Origin of the sequence: Cedecea neteri NBRC 105707 = ATCC 33855 (assembly GCF_001571265.1) — a bacterium.
Classification (GTDB): Bacteria; Pseudomonadota; Gammaproteobacteria; order Enterobacterales; family Enterobacteriaceae; genus Cedecea; species Cedecea neteri.
On record NZ_BCTL01000010.1, the window covers coordinates 133,711 to 151,379 of the forward strand.

Genomic DNA, 17,669 nt, shown 5'->3' on the forward strand with positions numbered 1-17,669 from the left:
TCTCTTTGCCATCAACATGTTAGCCCGGCAATCGCCACGCGATTTTGAGCCAATACGCTATGCTAAGGTAGTCCTCCTGAGAAAATAAGGAAATAAAAATGCGCAGCTCAGCTTTGGCTCTTCTCCCCTGTGCGATGGTATTGTCGGCCTGTACCACCGTCACGCCAGCCTTTAAAGACATCGGCACCCGCAGCGGCCCCTGCGTCAGCGGCGGCCCGGATGATGTTGCTCAGCAGTTCTATGATTACCGTATCGCGCACAAAGGCGAAGGCCTGAGTTCCGTTTCCGCGCTGCGCCCTTACCTAAGCGATTCCCTGTTCCAGCTTCTGCAAAAATCCAGCACTTCTCCGGTGGCGCAAAGCGCGTTTACCCGCAGCGACATCTTCTCCAGCCAGTCCGAAGGGCCGGACAAAGCCAGTGTGGCTTCGGCGTCAACTATCCCGAACACCGATGCACGAAATATTCCACTGCGCGTCGAGCTGACCCGCGGTAGCCAGACCTGGAAAGATGAAGTCTTGATGGTGCGCGAAGGCCAGTGCTGGGCGGTGGACGATGTGCGCTATCTCGGTGCAGCGAGCCACGCGCCAACCGGCACGCTACGCCAGGCAGTTGAAGGGAAATAGCGGCAATTTATGCTTACGCTATGCGGGTGGAAGAAACGTAACCCCTGTAAATAGTCTGGTATATTCAGGGATCTCGGTTTTTTATACTTAGCCACCACCCGCCTCGCTATTTTGTGCTAACTTTAGGCCAGACAAGCCGTTAATTATAAGTTTTAACGCACAAAGATTGCATAACTATTCTGTTAAAGGTACCCTTTGCGGCCTCAATTGCTATTCAACTTCAGCGCATGAGTATTCAACTAGACAGCATTAATTGCTTTTACGGTGCCCATCAGGCGCTGTTCGATATCACACTACATTGCCCGCAGGGCGAGACGCTGGTATTGCTGGGCCCGAGCGGTGCCGGCAAGAGTTCTCTGCTGCGCGTCCTTAACCTGCTCGAGATGCCGCGTTCCGGCAAGCTGAGCATTGCAGGCACAACTTTCGACTTCGCCAAAGCTCCCGGTGACAAAGCGATTCGCGATCTGCGCCAGAACGTCGGCATGGTCTTCCAGCAATACAATCTGTGGCCGCACTTAACCGTGCTGCAAAACCTGATTGAAGCGCCGTGCCGCGTGCTCGGATTAAGCAAAGATCAGGCGCGTGAACGCGCCGATAAACTGCTTGAGCGCCTGCGCCTGAAGCCCTACATGGACCGCTATCCGCTGCACCTTTCAGGCGGCCAGCAGCAGCGCGTGGCCATTGCCCGCGCGCTGATGATGGAGCCGCAGATTCTGCTGTTTGATGAGCCGACTGCCGCCCTCGACCCGGAAATCACCGCGCAGATCGTCAGCATTATTCGCGAGCTGGCGGAAACCAACATTACTCAGGTCATCGTGACCCATGAAGTAGAAGTGGCGCGTAAAACCGCCAGCCGCGTGGTGTATATGGAAAACGGCCACATCATCGAACAAGGTGATGCCAGCTGCTTTGCTAACCCGCAAACCGATGCGTTTAAATTCTATCTATCTCACTGATGTTGAACGGGAAAACGACAATGAAAAAAGTTTTGCTGGCCACACTTTTAGCCACTCTGAGCCTTTCTGCTACCGCCGCACAGACTATCCGTTTTGCTACCGAAGCCTCTTACCCTCCGTTTGAGTCTATCGACGCCAACAACAAGATCGTCGGCTTTGACGTTGACCTGGCTAACGCCCTGTGCAAGCAGATCGATGCCACCTGTACCTTCACCAATCAGGCGTTTGACAGCCTGATCCCAAGCCTGAAATTCCGCCGCATTGACGCGGTAATGGCTGGGATGGACATCACCCCTGAGCGTGAAAAACAGGTACTTTTCACCAAACCTTACTATGACAACTCCGCGCTGTTTGTGGGCGTTAAGGGCAAGTACGCTGATATTGCCGCGCTGAAAGGCAAGAAAGTGGGCATCCAGAACGGCACTACCCACCAGAAATTCATCACCGATAAGCACCCAGAAATCACCACCGTGCCTTACGACAGCTACCAGAACGCCAAGCTGGATCTGCAAAACGGTCGTATTGATGCCGTCTTCGGCGACACCGCCGTGGTGACCGAGTGGCTGAAAGCCAGCCCGGAACTGGTTGCCGTAGGTGATAAAGTGACCGACAAAGATTACTTCGGCACCGGCCTCGGCATCGCCCTGCGCCAGGGCAACACTGACCTGCAAAGCAAATTCAACGCCGCGCTGGATAAAGTGAAACAAGATGGCACCTACAAAGCCATCTACGACAAATGGTTCCAGAAGTAATCGACTCGATGAACGAATTGTTTCCATTAGCAAGCGCCGCCGGGATGACCGTCGGCCTTGCCGTTTGTGCCCTGATAGTCGGCCTTGTGCTGGCGATGATCTTTGCCGTCTGGGAGTCCGCCAAATGGCGCCCGTTGGCATGGATTGGCTCAGGGCTGGTCACGCTTTTCCGTGGCCTGCCTGAAATCCTGGTGGTGCTGTTTATCTACTTCGGCTCCTCCCAGCTGCTGCTGATGCTCTCTGACGGTTTTACTATTAACCTCGGTTTTGCCGCAATCCCGGTCAAAATGGAGATTGAGAACTTTGACGTCAGCCCGTTCCTCTGCGGCGTGATTGCCCTCTCCCTGCTCTATTCCGCCTATGCGTCGCAGACGCTGCGCGGCGCGCTGAAAGCGGTGCCGGTTGGGCAATGGGAATCAGGCCAGGCGTTGGGTTTATCCCAAACCGCGATTTTCTTCCGGCTGGTGATGCCGCAGATGTGGCGCCACGCGCTGCCGGGTCTGGGTAACCAGTGGCTGGTGCTGCTGAAAGACACCGCTCTGGTGTCGCTTATCAGCGTGAACGATCTGATGCTGCAAACTAAAAGCATCGCCACCCGCACCCAGGAACCGTTTACCTGGTACGTGATTGCCGCAGCGATTTACCTGGTTATCACCTTGCTGAGCCAGTACATCCTGAAGCGTATCGACCTACGCGCCACGCGCTTTGAACGGAGACCTGACTGATGCTCGAGTACTTACCGGAGCTGATGAAGGGTCTGCACACCAGCCTGACGCTCACCGCCGCTTCCATTGCCGTCGCGCTCGTGCTGTCGCTGCTGTTCACCATCGTTCTGACGCTGAAAACGCCGGGGCTGGTGCACATTGTGCGCGCCTACATCACGCTGTTTACCGGCACGCCGCTGCTGGTGCAGATCTTCCTGATTTACTACGGCCCGGGGCAGTTCCCGTCACTTCAGCACTATCCGGTGCTGTGGCATCTGCTTTCCGAGCCGTGGCTGTGCGCATTGATTGCGCTGTCGCTCAACAGCGCCGCGTATACCACGCAGCTGTTCTACGGCGCGATCAGAGCCATTCCGGAAGGTCAGTGGCAGTCCTGCAGCGCCTTAGGGATGAGCAAGAAAGACACGCTGGCCATCCTGTTGCCTTATGCCTTTAAACGCGCGCTCTCTTCGTACTCGAACGAAGTCGTGCTGGTGTTCAAGAGTACCTCCCTGGCCTACACCATCACGCTGATGGAAGTGATGGGCTACGGGCAGCTGCTGTATGGCCGCACCTATGATGTCGCGGTCTTCGGCGCCGCCGGGCTGGTCTACCTCATCGTCAACGGGCTGCTTACGCTGTTGATGCGTCTGATCGAACGCCGGGCGCTGGCCTTCGAACGCCGAAGCTAGAAAGGTCAAAAATAAAAGCGGGGAAAAACCCCGCTTTTTTTACATCCCAATAAATATAATTATACATTTTTATTGCATATAAATTCATGTTTTGGCATGGTTGTTTGACGTCGAGAAACGGCGACTTAAAACAATATTGACAGACAGGAGCAACACGCATGAAAAAGTTACTGTTAGCCGCTATGTTCGCTACAACCGCATTCAGCGCGGGCGCAGTGGAGAAAATCAGCTTCGGCTCTTCGGCAACGTATCCTCCTTTTGAATCTCTGGACGCCAGCAATCAGATCGTCGGTTTCGATATCGATCTGGCTAAAGCATTATGCAAACAAATGCAGGCTGAATGTACCTTCACCAACCACGCTTTCGACAGCCTGATCCCTTCCCTGAAGTTCCGTAAATACGACGCGGTGATTTCCGGTATGGATATCACGCCTGAGCGCGCCAAACAGGTCGCCTTCACCAACCCGTACTACGCCAACTCGGCGGTGGTAATTGCGAAAAAAGGCCAGTTTACTTCGCTGGACGACCTTAAGGGCAAACGCATCGGGATGGAAAACGGCACCACGCACCAGAAATATCTGCAGGATAAACATCCTGAGATCAAAACCGTCTCCTATGACAGCTACCAGAACGCGATTATTGACCTGAAAAATGGCCGTATCGATGGCGTGTTCGGCGATACCGCCGTGGTGAACGAATGGCTGAAAACCAACCCGCAGCTGGGCACCGTGGGCGAGCATGTGACCGACGCACAGTACTTTGGCACCGGTTTAGGGATTGCGGTTCGCCCGGATAATCAGGCGCTGCTGAAGAAACTCAACGATGCGCTGGCGGCAATTAAAGCAGACGGGACTTACCAGAAGATCAGTAGCGAGTGGTTCCCAGGCTGATAATTCCTGGATTCATTATAAATTATGACCTTTCGTACCTGGTTATTAGCCTGATCTCTATTAGCTATTCTTCTAACCTGAGGGTTTGCAACAAACTCTCAGGTTTTATTCCTGCTTATATCGGTGAGCCACAACTAAAAAAAATCACCCGGAACGCCCCCCACGCTTGACGCTATTTTTTCCGAACAAAAAACATAATCCATATAATAATAGTTAATTTCTGCCAGATAAATAACATTTATTATCTGAACATTTAAAAAACCATATTCACCTTTCATTAGTGTTAACGAGCAGTCTCTAATCTCACTAAGACTTATTTATCTGGCATTTTCAGTTCAATTTTGAAATCGTAATATTCGTTCAGACACCATGTCTGTGTATATTCTACGGGAATATTATTATGGCTATATCCAGTCCGGGTGACGAGTAATATAGGATCGCGCTCAGAGATATTCAGGTAATAGGCTAACTGCTTATCTGCGGCAACTGCGCTAAATTTTTGGGTAGCGGATAACACAGGGACGCCTTTTTCCTCAAGATAGCGATAGAGCGATTCATTCAATTCGTTAATTTTATTCAGCAACGGCGAGGGTAATACAGCCCTTTGTACCGAAACGACGGTGCCGCTAATTTTACGCAGACGCGTCAGCTCGACAATATCTTTTTTACCTTCCTCGAGTTGTAAAAGCTGTTGTTCTTTTTCAGTCGCAACTCTACGAAAGTAGCCCACCAGTTCACTTTGTGCCTCACCCCCGCTGGCAAAGGCTATTTCACTGAAGCTCTCCAACTGGACTAATGACTGCCGGACGTGAGGAGCAACATAGGTCCCGGAGCCAGGATTTCGGATGAGGATCCGATCCTCGATAAGCTGCTCAATAGCTTTTCTGGCGGTGCCCCGAGAAATACCTAACATCTCCATCAGCGTGCGTTCTGAAGGTAAAGCATCTCCAGGGCGAAGCTGGCCTTCATCAATGACACGCTGGATCTCATTCGCCAGTTGCATATACAGCGGCATGGCATTTGAACCATCGATTTTTAAATCAGCAGGTTGCAGCAACTTCATTCTCTTTACGTCCAGGTTACCAGGTAGCCATTCAACTATACCACTTATTGACAACACAAAGAGTGATGACGTGATTTTTGCTACTTCTGGCGATCTAAAGGACTGTGCAAGATCACAAAAAAGACAAAATAAGTATGAAAATACATCTTACTGCCATTATGGTACACAAAAGGTATACAACTGGTACACCCAAACAATCTGAATTTGTAAACAGCTTTTATGAACGAACGTTTATTGCGGTAAAACACCGCTCTCCCCAACACAAATGCCCTGCAGAACGCAGGTGTTTTTTGTTAACTACTGTGCCAATGAGGAAATCTGAAATGACATTTAAACGTTTACTTGACTGCAGTGCTTCTGAGCTGGCTGCGCTCACTAAACCACAGCTACTTCACGCTATTCGCGCAAGTGAGGGTCGGGTCATGGTCAGTGAAACTATAGCCATCACTCCACCTCTGCTCAAGAACATCACGAATGCGGAACTTGCCGCCTCTCAGGGCGCCGATATTCTGCTGATCAATATGTTCGACTGCCAACAACCTGTGATACAGGGCATGCCGGGTGGTATCGATCCGGCACAGACCTTACATGTGCTCCAGCAACTAACCGGCCGCGTGATTGGCGTCAATCTCGAGGCCGTCGATCCACGGTTCGCCACGGAACACGATGAGTTATGGAAAATGAAACCTGGCCGTGCGGCAACACCTGATAATGCCCGCAAATTGGTAGAGATGGGGGTAAAAATTTTAGTGCTTACCGGTAACCCAAACAATGGTGTCAGTAATCAGGCTCTGGCTCAGTCGGCAGGAAAAATTCGCAGCGCGGTTGGCGACGAAGCCATCATTATCAGTGGAAAAATGCACGGTGCAGGCGTGATCCAGGAAAGTGGTACAGCCATTATCAGTGAAACCGATCTACAGGAATTTGCCCGCCAGGGCGTTGATATTGCGCTGATCCCAGCCCCGGGTACCGTGCCAGGCATGAGCATTGAGACAGTCAGTACACTCATTCGCTGCGCACATTCGGCTGGCATGATGGCGATGACGGCAATTGGTACCTCTCAGGAAGGTGCCGATCGGGAAACCGTTCGCCAGATAGCGCTGATGAGCAAAATGGCCGGTGCCGACCTGCATCATATTGGCGATACCGGTTACATGGGGATCGCGTTGCCAGAAAATATTTTCGCCTATAGCGTAGCTATCAGAGGAGTCCGGCATACCTACAGCCGAATCGCCCGTTCAGTAAATCGTTAATGACAACCAATTCCTGCCCATTCACTGGCTGGAATTACCCAAAAATGAAATATCTATGAGGTACGATAATTATGCCACTTGCTGCAACCTCACTTCCCCGTCTATTTACCCAATTTAATCTGGAAAAAACAACAAAGCTTCTGATCGTCGGCTATTCGCCTACCGGTGGAGGACATACCGGTCGACTATTGCAAATTATCGATCATGCCCTTCTGCAGGACACGCTATCTAAAGACTCTATAGTAATATTTCATGCACCTCCGGCCTGGGAGAATATCCAACGCCGTGGAGAACTTCAGACGCTCGCAAATAAGCTTGTGGGTCTGGGTATTCATGTATTACTGACAGAATCAACTAAACCCGTCTACGGTTATCTGGATGATAATACAGGCGGATCGGACGATGCAAAAATACTTGAAAGACTGGCCAGTAATCCTTTACGCCATCGGAGCAACCGCCCTACTTTATTGCCTGACATATCACATCGTACGCAAACGCTATCCTCGAAAATGTTTCTTCGAGAAATCCTCGATATCAATAAACTTCCCATTATTGAAAGCACCGATCTTTTTAGCTATCTGAAAAAATATCTCGACAGAAAAGTGTTTCAAGAGCGTATCTATGTACTTACTGATATGGATTATTCCCTGCAAAAATCAGCCGCTAAAGCTGGCGTGTCCGCGATACACCGCCTGGATCAGCAAAACCACGCCATTCTGTTGGATCCAAAAAATTCGGCAATGAATTTACTACCAAAATATGCGTTATTAGCAAAGGTATTGGGCGGTACCTACGAAAATATTTCCCATATATCCCTCGGAGAAAAAAATACGTTGAGTTCAGTAAAATCTACCGCCGACATGCTAGGGATCATCTCAGGCAGCGGGATCAGAGAAGCACATACGAAAATTCTTGAATTGCTGCAGGCTCATGCCCTTCCCCTGGATGCGGTCGCGAGTGCCTTAGGGAGTGGTACTCTCTTTGCGGGAGTGATAGCGGGAAGCGGATGCATGGCAAACATGGCTCTACGCAACATTGTTTATGTTTACGCGCATAAAAAAAGCAATCTCATTGCCCAGCATGTGCTGTCTAAAATCAGCCACAACGATGAGCATTATTCCCGGCGCATATTTTTGTTCTGTGGCGCAAAAGCAGCAGGAAACTATAACGCACTGCATCTGGCCTACCTGGCCGATGCTGATGGCATTACCACCGCAGGGGCTGGCACCAACGGTGAATTCAGTTACTTACATCGTAATACTCCATGTAAAACCCGCCTACTGGTATTGCCTATTGAAGGGCACAACGAACAGTTGGCCAACACCCAATATCTCAGCAGTCATGCCGCTACAAGAGACTTTATCTATCAGCTTGGCGAAAATGAAAAACTCGAAGCGGCGCTCGACAGATATATTTCTACTGAACCTGACTTTATCGATGCACATTTGACGCTGACCGCATTAATTGAAACCATTTCCTCGCAGGAAAGCTATGTTTCAAAGGCCCACGACATTTTGTTCAGGCAGCTTCCGCTCTCCAATGATTCCCGGCGATTGAAAAATTTAGAGGAAAAGATGAACCAGTCGGTGGTATTAAAAGCCACCCGCCGTTATCTAAAAATTGTGTTTCAGGGCATGCAGGCTCTGGCCTCTTCACCGACGGGCAGCATCAACATCTGGTATAGCGACAAGGCGACAAATTCCGTTCATTTCGCCAGCCCATGGGAATTGGGACTGATGCTTGAGAATAACAAAATGCTCAGCAACGCTATTGAGATTCCTGAAACGGAAATGCCTGAACTACCCTTGCGTCAGCAAGTGGCTAAACTGTTTAAAGACGGTTCAAAATGCTGGAACACAGAATTCATCAACGAGATGCACGCCATTAAACACAGGCTGGGTGATATCATGATCACTGGCTTCTGACATTCTTAACGGCAACATAAAGAAGCGGACACATGCATCATGATGGCACCAACCAGGCGACTTCCGCTTCCCGGGATTTTAGTCCAGCACCAGCAGCGTCAGCACTTCATAATGCGAAGTATGTGGGAACATATCAAACAGCTGGGTACGCACCACGCGGTAACCCGGCAGCATCTTAATATCCTTCGCCATGGTCTGCGCATTGCAGCTTGAGTAGACTATAAACGCCGGGGCCATCTGCGTCAGATAATCGCACAGCGCTTTGCCAATGCCTCGACGCGGCGGGTTCACCAGAACCAGCTGCGGGATGTCCTGCTGGGCGACGGCAAACTGCGTGGAATCCAGCGCCTGAAAATGAAGATTATGCAGGCCCAGTTTTTCAGCCGACTGCTTCGCGCTGGCAATGGCTTCCGGGGCAATTTCTATCCCGGTTAGCTTCATCTCCGGCGTGGCGCAATGCAGTCCAAAACCGCCGACGCCGCAGAACAAATCCCACATATGGTTAACCGGCAGCGCGCGCACCCAGTCACGGGCCGTGGCGTACAGCCGGGAAGCCACCTGAGGGTTGGTCTGGAAGAAGCTTTGCGGGCGAATATAAAGCGGCACGCCGTTGAAAACCTCTTCGAGCGCACGCTGTTCGGTCAGCGGAATTTCCTGCTCGCCTTCCATAATCGCCATGTGTACGGGCTGAATGTTGGCCGAAATCACCTTAAGTTGAGGAAGCTGCTGCTGGAGCCACGGCAGCGCTGCTTTCAACTGCTCCAGCTTGCTTTCCGAACGTAATACAAAGCGCAGCATCATGCCGCCATCGGCCTGACTCTCGGTCAGCAGCAGATACTTCAGTTCCCCACGCTTGCGCGCCACGTTATACGGAGTTAATCCCGCACGAGCAATAAACGGCTTTAGCGCTGCAAAAACAGGCTCAAATGAAGCGGGATAAAGCGGGCAGTCGGTTAAATCTTCGGGCGTGCCGTCGCGGTGTAGCATCCCCAACAGCGGTTTTTCCACGCTGCCGCTGACCACCATTTTGGCTTTGTTGCGAAATGCCTGCTCATGGCCTCTGACCGGCTGGCACCACTCGCCCACCACAATCCCGTCCAGCAGATGCCGGAGATCGGTCATTTTAGCGAGAAGCTGGTCTTCAACCGGGTGTTCAATCCACTGGCAGGAACGACAGCGACCGGCATCATAGAGCGCGCATTGCATAGATAAACCCTGAGAAAAAACGAGGGCGCAGATTGTAGCACTCTGCGCTTACTGAAGTCTGAAAAAAAGCCGACTGCGGGCGGGGACAAACAGCAGAAGCAGCACCAGAATATCAGGCAGCTTTTGGGTGAACAGCGAACGGAAGATCTCACGTTTTGTGCCGCCGGAAATACTGAATAACTCCGGATACCCCCAGCCAAGCGAGGCCAGAGACAAATAAGCCACGGAAATAATTTGGGTCAGCAGGAACACCCAGCGCCCCCAGTTGCGTCCTTTGATTATCACGAACGCACAGCGCAGTTCGACAAAAAGCATCACCAGGCTGCCGAGAAACACCAGCGTCAGGGGCCAGGTTTGTACGCTGCGGTGCACAAAATCCATCACCCCGCTGACGCCGAGCATATTCAACAGCAGTAGCAAATCGAGGCATCGGGTAGTGACGATGCCGATAGCCGCCACCATCACCAGCGTGGGGACGTTTAATTTTGCATGGGATGACCGCTGTTTCCTGATAATTTCCACAACCTCGCGTTCCTTACGTCACGGTGCCGCGACAAGCGCGGCACCGGAGGCACATCATTGCAGATTTTAGGCGTTTTAACCACGTCTTGCACTCTGGATATCACGCAGCCGCTGCTTTTCTGCTCGCGCCATAAACCACCATGCAATCAAGCCGATAACGCCCACAACGCCGAGAATAATCGACGCCAGCGCGTTAATTTCCGGATTAACCCCCATACGCACATTTGAGAACACCAGCATCGGCAGCGTGGTCGCGCCCGGTCCCGACACGAAGCTGGCGATAACCAGATCGTCAAGCGAAAGCGTGAACGCCAGCAGCCAGCCGGAGATAATGGCAGGCGAGATCATCGGTAAGGTGATAACAAAGAAAACTTTTAGCGGTGTCGCCCCCAGATCCATCGCCGCTTCTTCAATGGAACGGTCCAGCTCCCGCAGGCGCGAGCTAATGACGACCGCAACATAGGCGGTGCAGAACGTCACATGCGCCAGCCAAATGGTGAGCATCCCCCTGTCACTCGGCCAGCCAATCGCGTGCGCCAGCGCCACGAACAGCAGCAGCAGCGAAAGCCCGGTGATCACGTCCGGCATAACCAGCGGTGCGGTCAGCATAAAGGCAAAGCCGTTTGAGCCACGGAAGCGACCAAAACGCACCATCACCACGGCGGCAATCGTCCCCAGGATAACGGCCATCGTGGCGGCAGCCGCGGCAATGGTCAGGCTCAGGCCAACGGCGTTCATCATTGCTGAATCCCGGAAAAGCTCGCCATACCAGCGCGTTGACCAGCCAGCCCACACCGTTACCAGCTTAGAACTGTTAAACGAGTAGATAACCAGCATCAGCATTGGCGCATACAGGAAGGTAAAGCCAATAACCAGAATAAGAATACGCCACGGGGAGCGCACAACCGGTAAGTTGTTCATGCGTGATCCTCCGCGGCTTTGTTCTGGTATTTATGGAACCACATGATCGGCACGATCAGCAGCAGAAGCATGATAATCGCCACGGCAGAGGCCACCGGCCAGTCGCGGTTATTAAAGAATTCCTGCCACAGAACGCGACCAATCATAATGCTGTCCGGCCCGCCAAGCAGTTCCGGGATCACAAACTCCCCTACCGCCGGAATAAACACCAGCATCGAGCCGGCAATAATCCCGCCTTTGGTCAACGGCACAATCACGCTGAAGAACGTTTTCAGCGGCCGAGCGCCGAGATCTAACGAAGCCTCCACCAGCGAATAATCTATGCGCGTTAGCGCGGTATAAATCGGCAGCACCATAAACGGCAGGTAGGCATAAACCACCCCGATGTAGACCGCAAGGTTGGTGTGCAGAATAGTCAGCGGCTGATCGATAACCCCAAGCCAAAGCAGCATATTATTCAAGATGCCGTTGTTTTTCAGGATGCCCATCCACGCATACACGCGGATCAGGAACGAGGTCCACGAAGGTAAGATCACCAGCAACAGCAGGATGTTTCGCGTCGAGGGTTTACTGTGCGCCACCGCCCAGGCGAGCGGATAGCCCAGCGCCAGGCAGCACAGCGTTGACACCGCCGCCACCTGCAGAGACTGCAGATAAGCCTCGAAATAGAGCGGATCGTCCGTCAGCTGGAAGTAGTTCGCCAGGTTCAGGGTGATCGACAGTTGGCCGTCAGCCCAGCTCACCAGGTCGCTGTAAGGCGGGATCGCGCGGGCTATTTCCGAAAAACTGATCTTAAAAACGATCAGGAACGGCAGCATAAACAGCAGGATCAGCCACAAATAGGGCAGCGCAATCACCAGCTTGCGCCCGTGCGCCATCTGCAAACGGGCGAGCAAACGCTTCGCGCCCGAGGGCCGAGGAACCGCTGTCTCTGCCGGGCCTTCAGAAAGTGTTGTCATCTTGCCCCCTTAAACTGTCAGAACCACGCAGCTGTCGGCATCCCAACACAGACGAACTTCATCCCCCCAGGTGGGCGCCCCTTTACGGTAGCGGTGCTCATTCTGTAGCTGGGCGCTGATCATCTGCCCGCTTTTCAGGCGAACGTGGTAGATGGAGAGATCGCCGAGGTAGGCGATATGCACCACTTCTCCGACGGCAAAGTTATAGCCATCGGCGGGCGGCTCCTCGCAAAGCATCACCTTTTCCGGGCGCAGGGCGACGAAAACCGGTACGCCGTCTACTACGGAAGCATCAGGATCCACCTTCAGCGGATGCACAAGTCCAGGGCTATCGATCACCAGCCCGTCGTCCTGGCGCTCTTTCAGCAGCCCTTCGAAGACGTTTACCGACCCGATAAACTCCGCGCTATAGCGGGTGGTTGGGTGCTCATAAATCTCTTCCGGCTCACCAATTTGCACGAACTTACCGCGATTCATGATCGCAATCCGCCCGGCCATGGTCATCGCCTCTTCCTGGTCGTGGGTCACCATCACGCAGGTCACGCCGACGCGCTCAAGAATATCCACCACTTCAAGCTGCATGCGGTCGCGCAGCTTTTTATCCAGCGCCCCCATGGGCTCGTCGAGCAGCAGTAATTTGGGGCGCTTAGCCAGGCTTCGGGCTAACGCCACGCGCTGACGCTGGCCGCCGGAAAGCTGATGTGGTTTGCGCTTTGCAAATTCCTGCATGTGCACCAGGGTCAGCATTTCTGCCACGCGACGGGTAATTTCCGCCTTCGGCAGCTTGTCCTGCTTCAGGCCAAAGGCGATGTTTTGCTCCACGGTCATGTGTGGAAACAGCGCATAGGACTGGAACATCATATTGATCGGACGCTGGTAAGGCGGCACATGCGACAAATCGACGCCATCAAGCATGATTTGCCCAGCGCTAGGTTGCTCAAACCCCGCCAGCATGCGCAGCAGCGTAGATTTGCCGCAGCCCGAGGCGCCCAGCAAAGCAAAAATTTCGCCTTTATAGATGGTCAGGCTGACGTCATCCACGGCATGTTGACCATCAAACGATTTAGTAAGGTTACGAATTTCCAGCAGCGGCGTCAGCGCTTTGGGTGTTTTGGACTGCGGGCGAGGGATTGCGTCGTTCAATTCTGTTGCTCTCCGGCAAAAGCAAAAAGAAGATACGGCCCGGTTGCCGTACTTTTAGCCACCCCGGAAACAAGGGCTTCCGTTCAGGCTGGGGCGATTGCACAACTCTGGTGCAACCGCCCGGTGCAGGGCGTCACAGGACTACTTGCCTGTTTTAACCTTAGTCCACGCGCGGGTGATAACCCGGTCAATCTTCGCTGGCATCACCGTTTGTGTGAACAGCTTGGCACGAATATCCGCCGGCGGGTAAATGCCCGGGTTGCTGCGGACTTCTTCGCTCAGTAACGGCGTAGCTTCTTTGTTGGCGTTCGCGTAGTAAATATGATTACTGATGTTGGCGATAACGTCCGGCTTCATCAGGTAGTTCAGGAACTGATACGCTTCGTCTTTATTCTTCGCGTCTACCGGCAAGGCAAACATATCGAAGTAGACCATCGCGCCTTCCTTAGGAATGGAGTAAGCAACATTCACGCCATTTTTGGCTTCTTTGGCACGGTTAGCGGCCTGCAGAATATCCCCGGACCAGCCAATCGCCACGCAAATATCACCGTTGGCGAGATCGTTGATGTACTGGGATGAATGGAAGTAGCGAATATTTGGCCGCAGCTTCAGCAGCAGATCGTTAGCCGCCCCGGTGTAGTCTGCGGCGTTGGTGCTGTTAGGATCTTTGCCCAGGTAGTGCAGCACGGTGGCGTAAATTTCACTTGGTGCGTCCAGGAAAGACACGCCACAGCTTTTCAGTTTTTCAAGGTTCTCTGGCTTAAGGATCAGATCCCAGCTGTCTACCGGCGCGTCTTTCCCCAGCGCGGCTTTCACCTTCTCGACGTTATAGCCGATGCCGGTCGTCACCATCATGTAAGGAATGCCGTATTTGTTGTCGTGGTCGTTTTGCGCCACCAGTTTGAGCATTTCCGGGTCGAGGTTTTTGTAATTCGGCAGTTTGCTTTTATCCAGAGGCTCGAAAATACCGGCCTGAGCCTGGCGCTCAAGAAACTGCGAAGACGGCACCACCAGGTCATAACCCGTGCTGCCCGCCATCAGCTTCCCTTCCAGTACCTCGTTGGAATCGAACACGTCGTAGACCACTTTGATGCCGGTCTCTTTCGTGAAGTTTGCCAGGGTATCCGGCGCAATATAGTCAGACCAGTTATAGACGTGCAGCGTCTTTTGTTCGGCGGCAGAGCTGGCGGCAGAAGCCACCATCAGCGCACCAGCAACCATCCCCAACAACCCTTTTTTACCTAGGTAGAGCATAATTTCATTCCTTCTGAATAAAGGCCAAACCTGGCTCGTATGAGCCGAATTTACGCAATGTGGCTTATCCGCACTCACCGCACGCTGTTTCCAACATGCAAGATTCATGCATCTCTATTCATTCTGCAGAAAAAGAATTTGGGTAATCTTCACGCAGACGTTGCTCGTTTTTACGGCCACGCAAGAATAACTGTAGCCAGGGTTGGCGACTATAGCCCGGATGAAAAAACGCCTTTTATCAACTTTTTAGACATCTTTCGTCTATTCATTCGGCAAAAACGCGCCTTATGGCAGGGATTTGTCTGGCTGTGACGGCAATATGACAGAATAAAAACATGCGGAACGCGGCGGCGCTGGTGGCCGCTGCGTCAAAATAAGAAAGGATCAGTGCAGAGAGTGAGTGTGAATAATTGTGCTGTCGCGCTCTTCTTCTTCAGCCACAAAAAGCAGCTGATTCGCACAGGCCTCGAGGATCACCATGGAAACCTGCTCTTCGCTCTGCTGTACGAAAGCGGCAAACTGCTCGCGGGTAATGCCCACCGAGGCATACAAAGACTGACACACCACCAGCTTCGGCAAGTTATCATCCTGTATATCCAGGAACGCTTTCACCGTCAGCGAGCTGGCATTGATCGAGGAGAGATCGGACGCCAGCGGTAACAGCGCCGAAGGCTTAACCTCTGCCAATGCGGAAAACAGAATAATGTTATCCACGAGATCGATTTTTGCGTCGTATACGCCATCGAAGTTCTGCATATGGGGCAAATGCAATGCCTGGCAGGTATCGCACTCGAAGAAGGTTACGCCGATTTCATCCAGCCAGCGGCGTAAAGTGTCCAGAGTAGGGACGACGAGTGAATCCATAAACGCAAAAACCTCATTACCGGTTCAAAAATTAACGTGCCATCTTACGCAAAAATGACACGTCATACTATGCATAAGCGCCGATTTGGCGATTATCCCCCGGTTTTAAGACAGTACCCAGGACGCGCCTGCTGCTCTATCCATTTGATCATCAGCCCGGCGATATCAACACCGCTTGTATTTTCAATGCCTTCCAGCCCCGGCGAGGCGTTCACTTCCATTACCAGCGGCCCGCGATCGGCGCGTAAAATGTCCACGCCGGCAATATCCAGCCCCAGCGTACTGGCCGCTTTTAGCGCCACTTCTCGCTCGAGGTCGGTAATGGTTACCTGATGCGCGACGCCGCCGCGGTGCAGATTTGAGCGGAAATCGCCGGGTTTGGCCTGACGCTCAATGGCGGCAACAACCTGGTCACCCACCACCAGGCAGCGAATATCTCTTCCTTTCGCTTCTTTGATGTATTCCTGCACTAAAATATGGGCGTTCAGACCGCGAAACGCATCAATCACGCTTTCCGCTGCCTGCCGCGTTTCGGCCAGCACCACACCAATGCCCTGCGTGCCTTCAACGAGCTTCACCACCAGCGGCGCGCCGCCCACCATATCAATCAGATCGCTGGTGTCGTCCGGCGAGTGGGCAAACCCCGTCACCGGCAAATCAATTCCCTGCTTCGCCAGCAATTGCAGCGAACGCAGCTTGTCCCGCGCGCGGGTGATCGCCACCGACTCATTCAGCGGATAGCTTCCCAGCATTTCAAACTGGCGCAGCACCGCCGTACCGTAAAAGGTAATAGCCGAGCCAATACGCGGGATAACCGCGTCATAATGCGGCAATTGACGTCCCTTGTAGTGCACGGAAGGCGCGGCCGGATTAATGTTCATATAGCAAGAAAGGGGATCGATGATCTCCACCTGATGGCCGCGACGCATCGCCGCCTCGCGCAGGCGCTTGCATGAATAGAGCGTTCCATCCCGGGATAAAATAGCGATTTTCAACCTGCACCTCTGAGCAACCAGACCAAAATTAACCGCCCGCTAATCATACCACTGCCCTTACCTTTCAACGATGGGCTAATCAGCGGGAGACTTCTTAAGTACCTCAATGAATGACTTTGTGGTCGAAGTGAGATGCATCGGATAGAAGACGGCATAAAGATCGGCGGGAATCGACCTGACCCCGCGTGAATTAGCGCGTCGCCCAGCCCTGCTTATGCAGATAATCGAGAATGAAAGGCCGGCTTTCTTTAATAATGGTGCGGCTGATGTGATCGCTCCAGGTGTCGCGCCGCGTGTTGCTGTCCCGGCTTAAATAATACTGCGCCAGCTGCTCGTCATATTCGTCCAGCAGCGGTCTGTTCAGCGGCTGATAGCGGTTTTCATGCACCAGCATTGCGGCCGGCATACGCGGCTTGATATCCGGCGTGGCGGCAGGCCAGCCCAGGCAGAGGCCGAACAGCGGTAACACGTATTTCGGCACGCCCAGCAGCTCTCCCACCGCTTCAATATTGTTGCGGATACCGCCAATATAGACGCCGCCTAACCCCAGAGATTCTGCGGCAGTAAACGCATTTTGCGCCAGAATAGCGGTATCAACTGCGCCCAATAACAGCTGTTCCGCCAGCCCAAGTCGGGCATCCGGGCAGATTTGCAGATTGCGGTTAAAGTCGGCGCAGAACACCCAAAACTCGGCCGCTTCCGCCACATGCTTTTGGCCGCCGGTCAGCGGCACCAGCTGCTCGCGCAGCGCTTTATCCGTAATGCGAATGATTGAACTGCACTGGAGAAAGCTGGAAGTAGAAGCCGCCTGTGCGCTGGCAATAATTGCCTCGCGCTGCTCGTCGGTAATGGGTTCGCCGGTAAAATGACGAATTGAACGGTGGGAACGAAGCAGATCGATGGTCGGCGTCATCACGATTTTCCTTTGGCTTTTTTAAATCAGAGTATTG

The 17,669-nt window shown here is 52.8% G+C and carries 18 protein-coding genes; 8 read left to right on the top strand and 10 right to left on the bottom strand.

The genetic code is table 11. The features are described from left to right. The first annotated feature begins 98 nt into the window (after window positions 1–98). The 6 genes from CNE01S_RS05835 (at window position 99) to artJ (CNE01S_RS05860) (ending at window position 4,614) form a co-directional block, all read left to right on the top strand. Complete coding sequence (locus CNE01S_RS05835) at window positions 99–623, top strand: lipoprotein (RefSeq protein ID WP_061274234.1); 525 nt, start codon at window positions 99–101, stop codon at window positions 621–623. A gap of 227 nt (window positions 624–850) precedes the next feature. Continuing rightward, window positions 851–1,579, top strand: a complete 729-nt coding sequence (gene artP / locus CNE01S_RS05840; RefSeq protein ID WP_061274236.1) for an arginine ABC transporter ATP-binding protein ArtP — start codon at window positions 851–853, stop codon at window positions 1,577–1,579. 20 nt (window positions 1,580–1,599) lie between these two features. Continuing rightward, complete coding sequence (artJ, locus tag CNE01S_RS05845) at window positions 1,600–2,331, top strand: arginine ABC transporter substrate-binding protein (RefSeq protein WP_061274238.1); 732 nt, start codon at window positions 1,600–1,602, stop codon at window positions 2,329–2,331. 8 nt (window positions 2,332–2,339) lie between these two features. Beyond that, entirely contained in the window at window positions 2,340–3,056 is a 717-nt protein-coding gene (gene artQ, locus CNE01S_RS05850) for an arginine ABC transporter permease ArtQ (protein WP_038474157.1), read from the top strand. After that, window positions 3,056–3,724: an arginine ABC transporter permease ArtM gene (gene artM / locus CNE01S_RS05855; protein ID WP_061274240.1), complete on the top strand. Its 669-nt coding sequence runs from the start codon at window positions 3,056–3,058 to the stop codon at window positions 3,722–3,724. The genes artQ and artM overlap by 1 nt, the downstream gene beginning before the upstream one ends. Before the next feature lie 158 nt (window positions 3,725–3,882). After that, window positions 3,883–4,614, top strand: a complete 732-nt coding sequence (gene artJ, locus CNE01S_RS05860; RefSeq protein ID WP_061274242.1) for an arginine ABC transporter substrate-binding protein ArtJ — start codon at window positions 3,883–3,885, stop codon at window positions 4,612–4,614. Between the two features lie 313 nt (window positions 4,615–4,927). On the opposite strand, the gene CNE01S_RS05865 is transcribed toward artJ (CNE01S_RS05860), so the two are convergent. Continuing rightward, the gene (locus tag CNE01S_RS05865) at window positions 4,928–5,677 is read right to left on the bottom strand and encodes a GntR family transcriptional regulator (protein WP_061274244.1); all 750 of its coding nucleotides are present in this window, start codon (window positions 5,675–5,677) and stop codon (window positions 4,928–4,930) included. A gap of 323 nt (window positions 5,678–6,000) precedes the next feature. On the opposite strand from CNE01S_RS05865, the gene CNE01S_RS05870 reads away from it, so the two are divergent. After that, a complete protein-coding gene (locus tag CNE01S_RS05870) occupies window positions 6,001–6,930 on the top strand; it encodes a DUF7916 family protein (RefSeq protein WP_061274247.1) in 930 nt (309 codons plus the stop codon). 71 nt (window positions 6,931–7,001) lie between these two features. Beyond that, on the top strand, window positions 7,002–8,855 hold the full coding sequence (locus tag CNE01S_RS05875) for a hypothetical protein (protein WP_138089280.1): 1,854 nt from the start codon (window positions 7,002–7,004) through the stop codon (window positions 8,853–8,855). A gap of 78 nt (window positions 8,856–8,933) precedes the next feature. Here CNE01S_RS05875 and rlmC read toward each other — a convergent pair whose 3' ends face one another. The 9 genes from rlmC to nfsA all read right to left on the bottom strand — a co-directional run bounded on the left by rlmC (window position 8,934) and on the right by nfsA (window position 17,632). After that, complete coding sequence (gene rlmC / locus CNE01S_RS05880; protein ID WP_061274251.1) at window positions 8,934–10,061, bottom strand: 23S rRNA (uracil(747)-C(5))-methyltransferase RlmC; 1,128 nt, start codon at window positions 10,059–10,061, stop codon at window positions 8,934–8,936. A gap of 48 nt (window positions 10,062–10,109) precedes the next feature. Beyond that, window positions 10,110–10,583 carry a YbjO family protein gene (locus CNE01S_RS05885; RefSeq protein WP_061274254.1) on the bottom strand — a complete coding sequence of 158 codons (474 nt, stop codon included), beginning with the start codon at window positions 10,581–10,583 and terminating at the stop codon, window positions 10,110–10,112. A 75-nt stretch (window positions 10,584–10,658) separates the two neighbouring features. Continuing rightward, entirely contained in the window at window positions 10,659–11,504 is an 846-nt protein-coding gene (gene potI, locus CNE01S_RS05890; protein WP_061274256.1) for a putrescine ABC transporter permease PotI, read from the bottom strand. Then, entirely contained in the window at window positions 11,501–12,463 is a 963-nt protein-coding gene (gene potH / locus CNE01S_RS05895; protein ID WP_061274257.1) for a putrescine ABC transporter permease PotH, read from the bottom strand. The genes potI and potH overlap by 4 nt, the downstream gene beginning before the upstream one ends. Before the next feature lie 9 nt (window positions 12,464–12,472). Further along, window positions 12,473–13,606: a putrescine ABC transporter ATP-binding subunit PotG gene (potG, locus tag CNE01S_RS05900; RefSeq protein ID WP_061274259.1), complete on the bottom strand. Its 1,134-nt coding sequence runs from the start codon at window positions 13,604–13,606 to the stop codon at window positions 12,473–12,475. Between the two features lie 141 nt (window positions 13,607–13,747). Further along, window positions 13,748–14,860 carry a spermidine/putrescine ABC transporter substrate-binding protein PotF gene (potF, locus tag CNE01S_RS05905; protein ID WP_061274261.1) on the bottom strand — a complete coding sequence of 371 codons (1,113 nt, stop codon included), beginning with the start codon at window positions 14,858–14,860 and terminating at the stop codon, window positions 13,748–13,750. 384 nt (window positions 14,861–15,244) lie between these two features. After that, window positions 15,245–15,724 (bottom strand): YbjN domain-containing protein, encoded by a 480-nt coding sequence (locus CNE01S_RS05915; RefSeq protein ID WP_045781881.1) that lies wholly within the window; start codon window positions 15,722–15,724, stop codon window positions 15,245–15,247. A gap of 92 nt (window positions 15,725–15,816) precedes the next feature. Next, on the bottom strand, window positions 15,817–16,719 hold the full coding sequence (rimK, locus tag CNE01S_RS05920; RefSeq protein WP_061274265.1) for a 30S ribosomal protein S6--L-glutamate ligase: 903 nt from the start codon (window positions 16,717–16,719) through the stop codon (window positions 15,817–15,819). Between the two features lie 190 nt (window positions 16,720–16,909). Further along, complete coding sequence (nfsA, locus tag CNE01S_RS05925) at window positions 16,910–17,632, bottom strand: oxygen-insensitive NADPH nitroreductase (RefSeq protein ID WP_061274268.1); 723 nt, start codon at window positions 17,630–17,632, stop codon at window positions 16,910–16,912. Window positions 17,633–17,669 lie beyond the last annotated feature (37 nt).

What these genes read in the sequence shown, in the direction of transcription:
- CNE01S_RS05835 (WP_061274234.1), top strand. Translation starts at nt 99, where the DNA reads ATGCGCAGCTCAGCTTTGGCTCTTCTCCCCTGTGCGATGGTATTGTCG.
- artP (WP_061274236.1), top strand. Translation starts at nt 851, where the DNA reads ATGAGTATTCAACTAGACAGCATTAATTGCTTTTACGGTGCCCATCAG.
- artJ (WP_061274238.1), top strand. Translation starts at nt 1,600, where the DNA reads ATGAAAAAAGTTTTGCTGGCCACACTTTTAGCCACTCTGAGCCTTTCT.
- artQ (WP_038474157.1), top strand. Translation starts at nt 2,340, where the DNA reads ATGAACGAATTGTTTCCATTAGCAAGCGCCGCCGGGATGACCGTCGGC.
- artM (WP_061274240.1), top strand. Translation starts at nt 3,056, where the DNA reads ATGCTCGAGTACTTACCGGAGCTGATGAAGGGTCTGCACACCAGCCTG.
- artJ (WP_061274242.1), top strand. Translation starts at nt 3,883, where the DNA reads ATGAAAAAGTTACTGTTAGCCGCTATGTTCGCTACAACCGCATTCAGC.
- CNE01S_RS05865 (WP_061274244.1), bottom strand. Translation starts at nt 5,677, where the DNA reads ATGAAGTTGCTGCAACCTGCTGATTTAAAAATCGATGGTTCAAATGCC.
- CNE01S_RS05870 (WP_061274247.1), top strand. Translation starts at nt 6,001, where the DNA reads ATGACATTTAAACGTTTACTTGACTGCAGTGCTTCTGAGCTGGCTGCG.
- CNE01S_RS05875 (WP_138089280.1), top strand. Translation starts at nt 7,002, where the DNA reads ATGCCACTTGCTGCAACCTCACTTCCCCGTCTATTTACCCAATTTAAT.
- rlmC (WP_061274251.1), bottom strand. Translation starts at nt 10,061, where the DNA reads ATGCAATGCGCGCTCTATGATGCCGGTCGCTGTCGTTCCTGCCAGTGG.
- potI (WP_061274256.1), bottom strand. Translation starts at nt 11,504, where the DNA reads ATGAACAACTTACCGGTTGTGCGCTCCCCGTGGCGTATTCTTATTCTG.
- potH (WP_061274257.1), bottom strand. Translation starts at nt 12,463, where the DNA reads ATGACAACACTTTCTGAAGGCCCGGCAGAGACAGCGGTTCCTCGGCCC.
- potF (WP_061274261.1), bottom strand. Translation starts at nt 14,860, where the DNA reads ATGCTCTACCTAGGTAAAAAAGGGTTGTTGGGGATGGTTGCTGGTGCG.
- CNE01S_RS05915 (WP_045781881.1), bottom strand. Translation starts at nt 15,724, where the DNA reads ATGGATTCACTCGTCGTCCCTACTCTGGACACTTTACGCCGCTGGCTG.
- nfsA (WP_061274268.1), bottom strand. Translation starts at nt 17,632, where the DNA reads ATGACGCCGACCATCGATCTGCTTCGTTCCCACCGTTCAATTCGTCAT.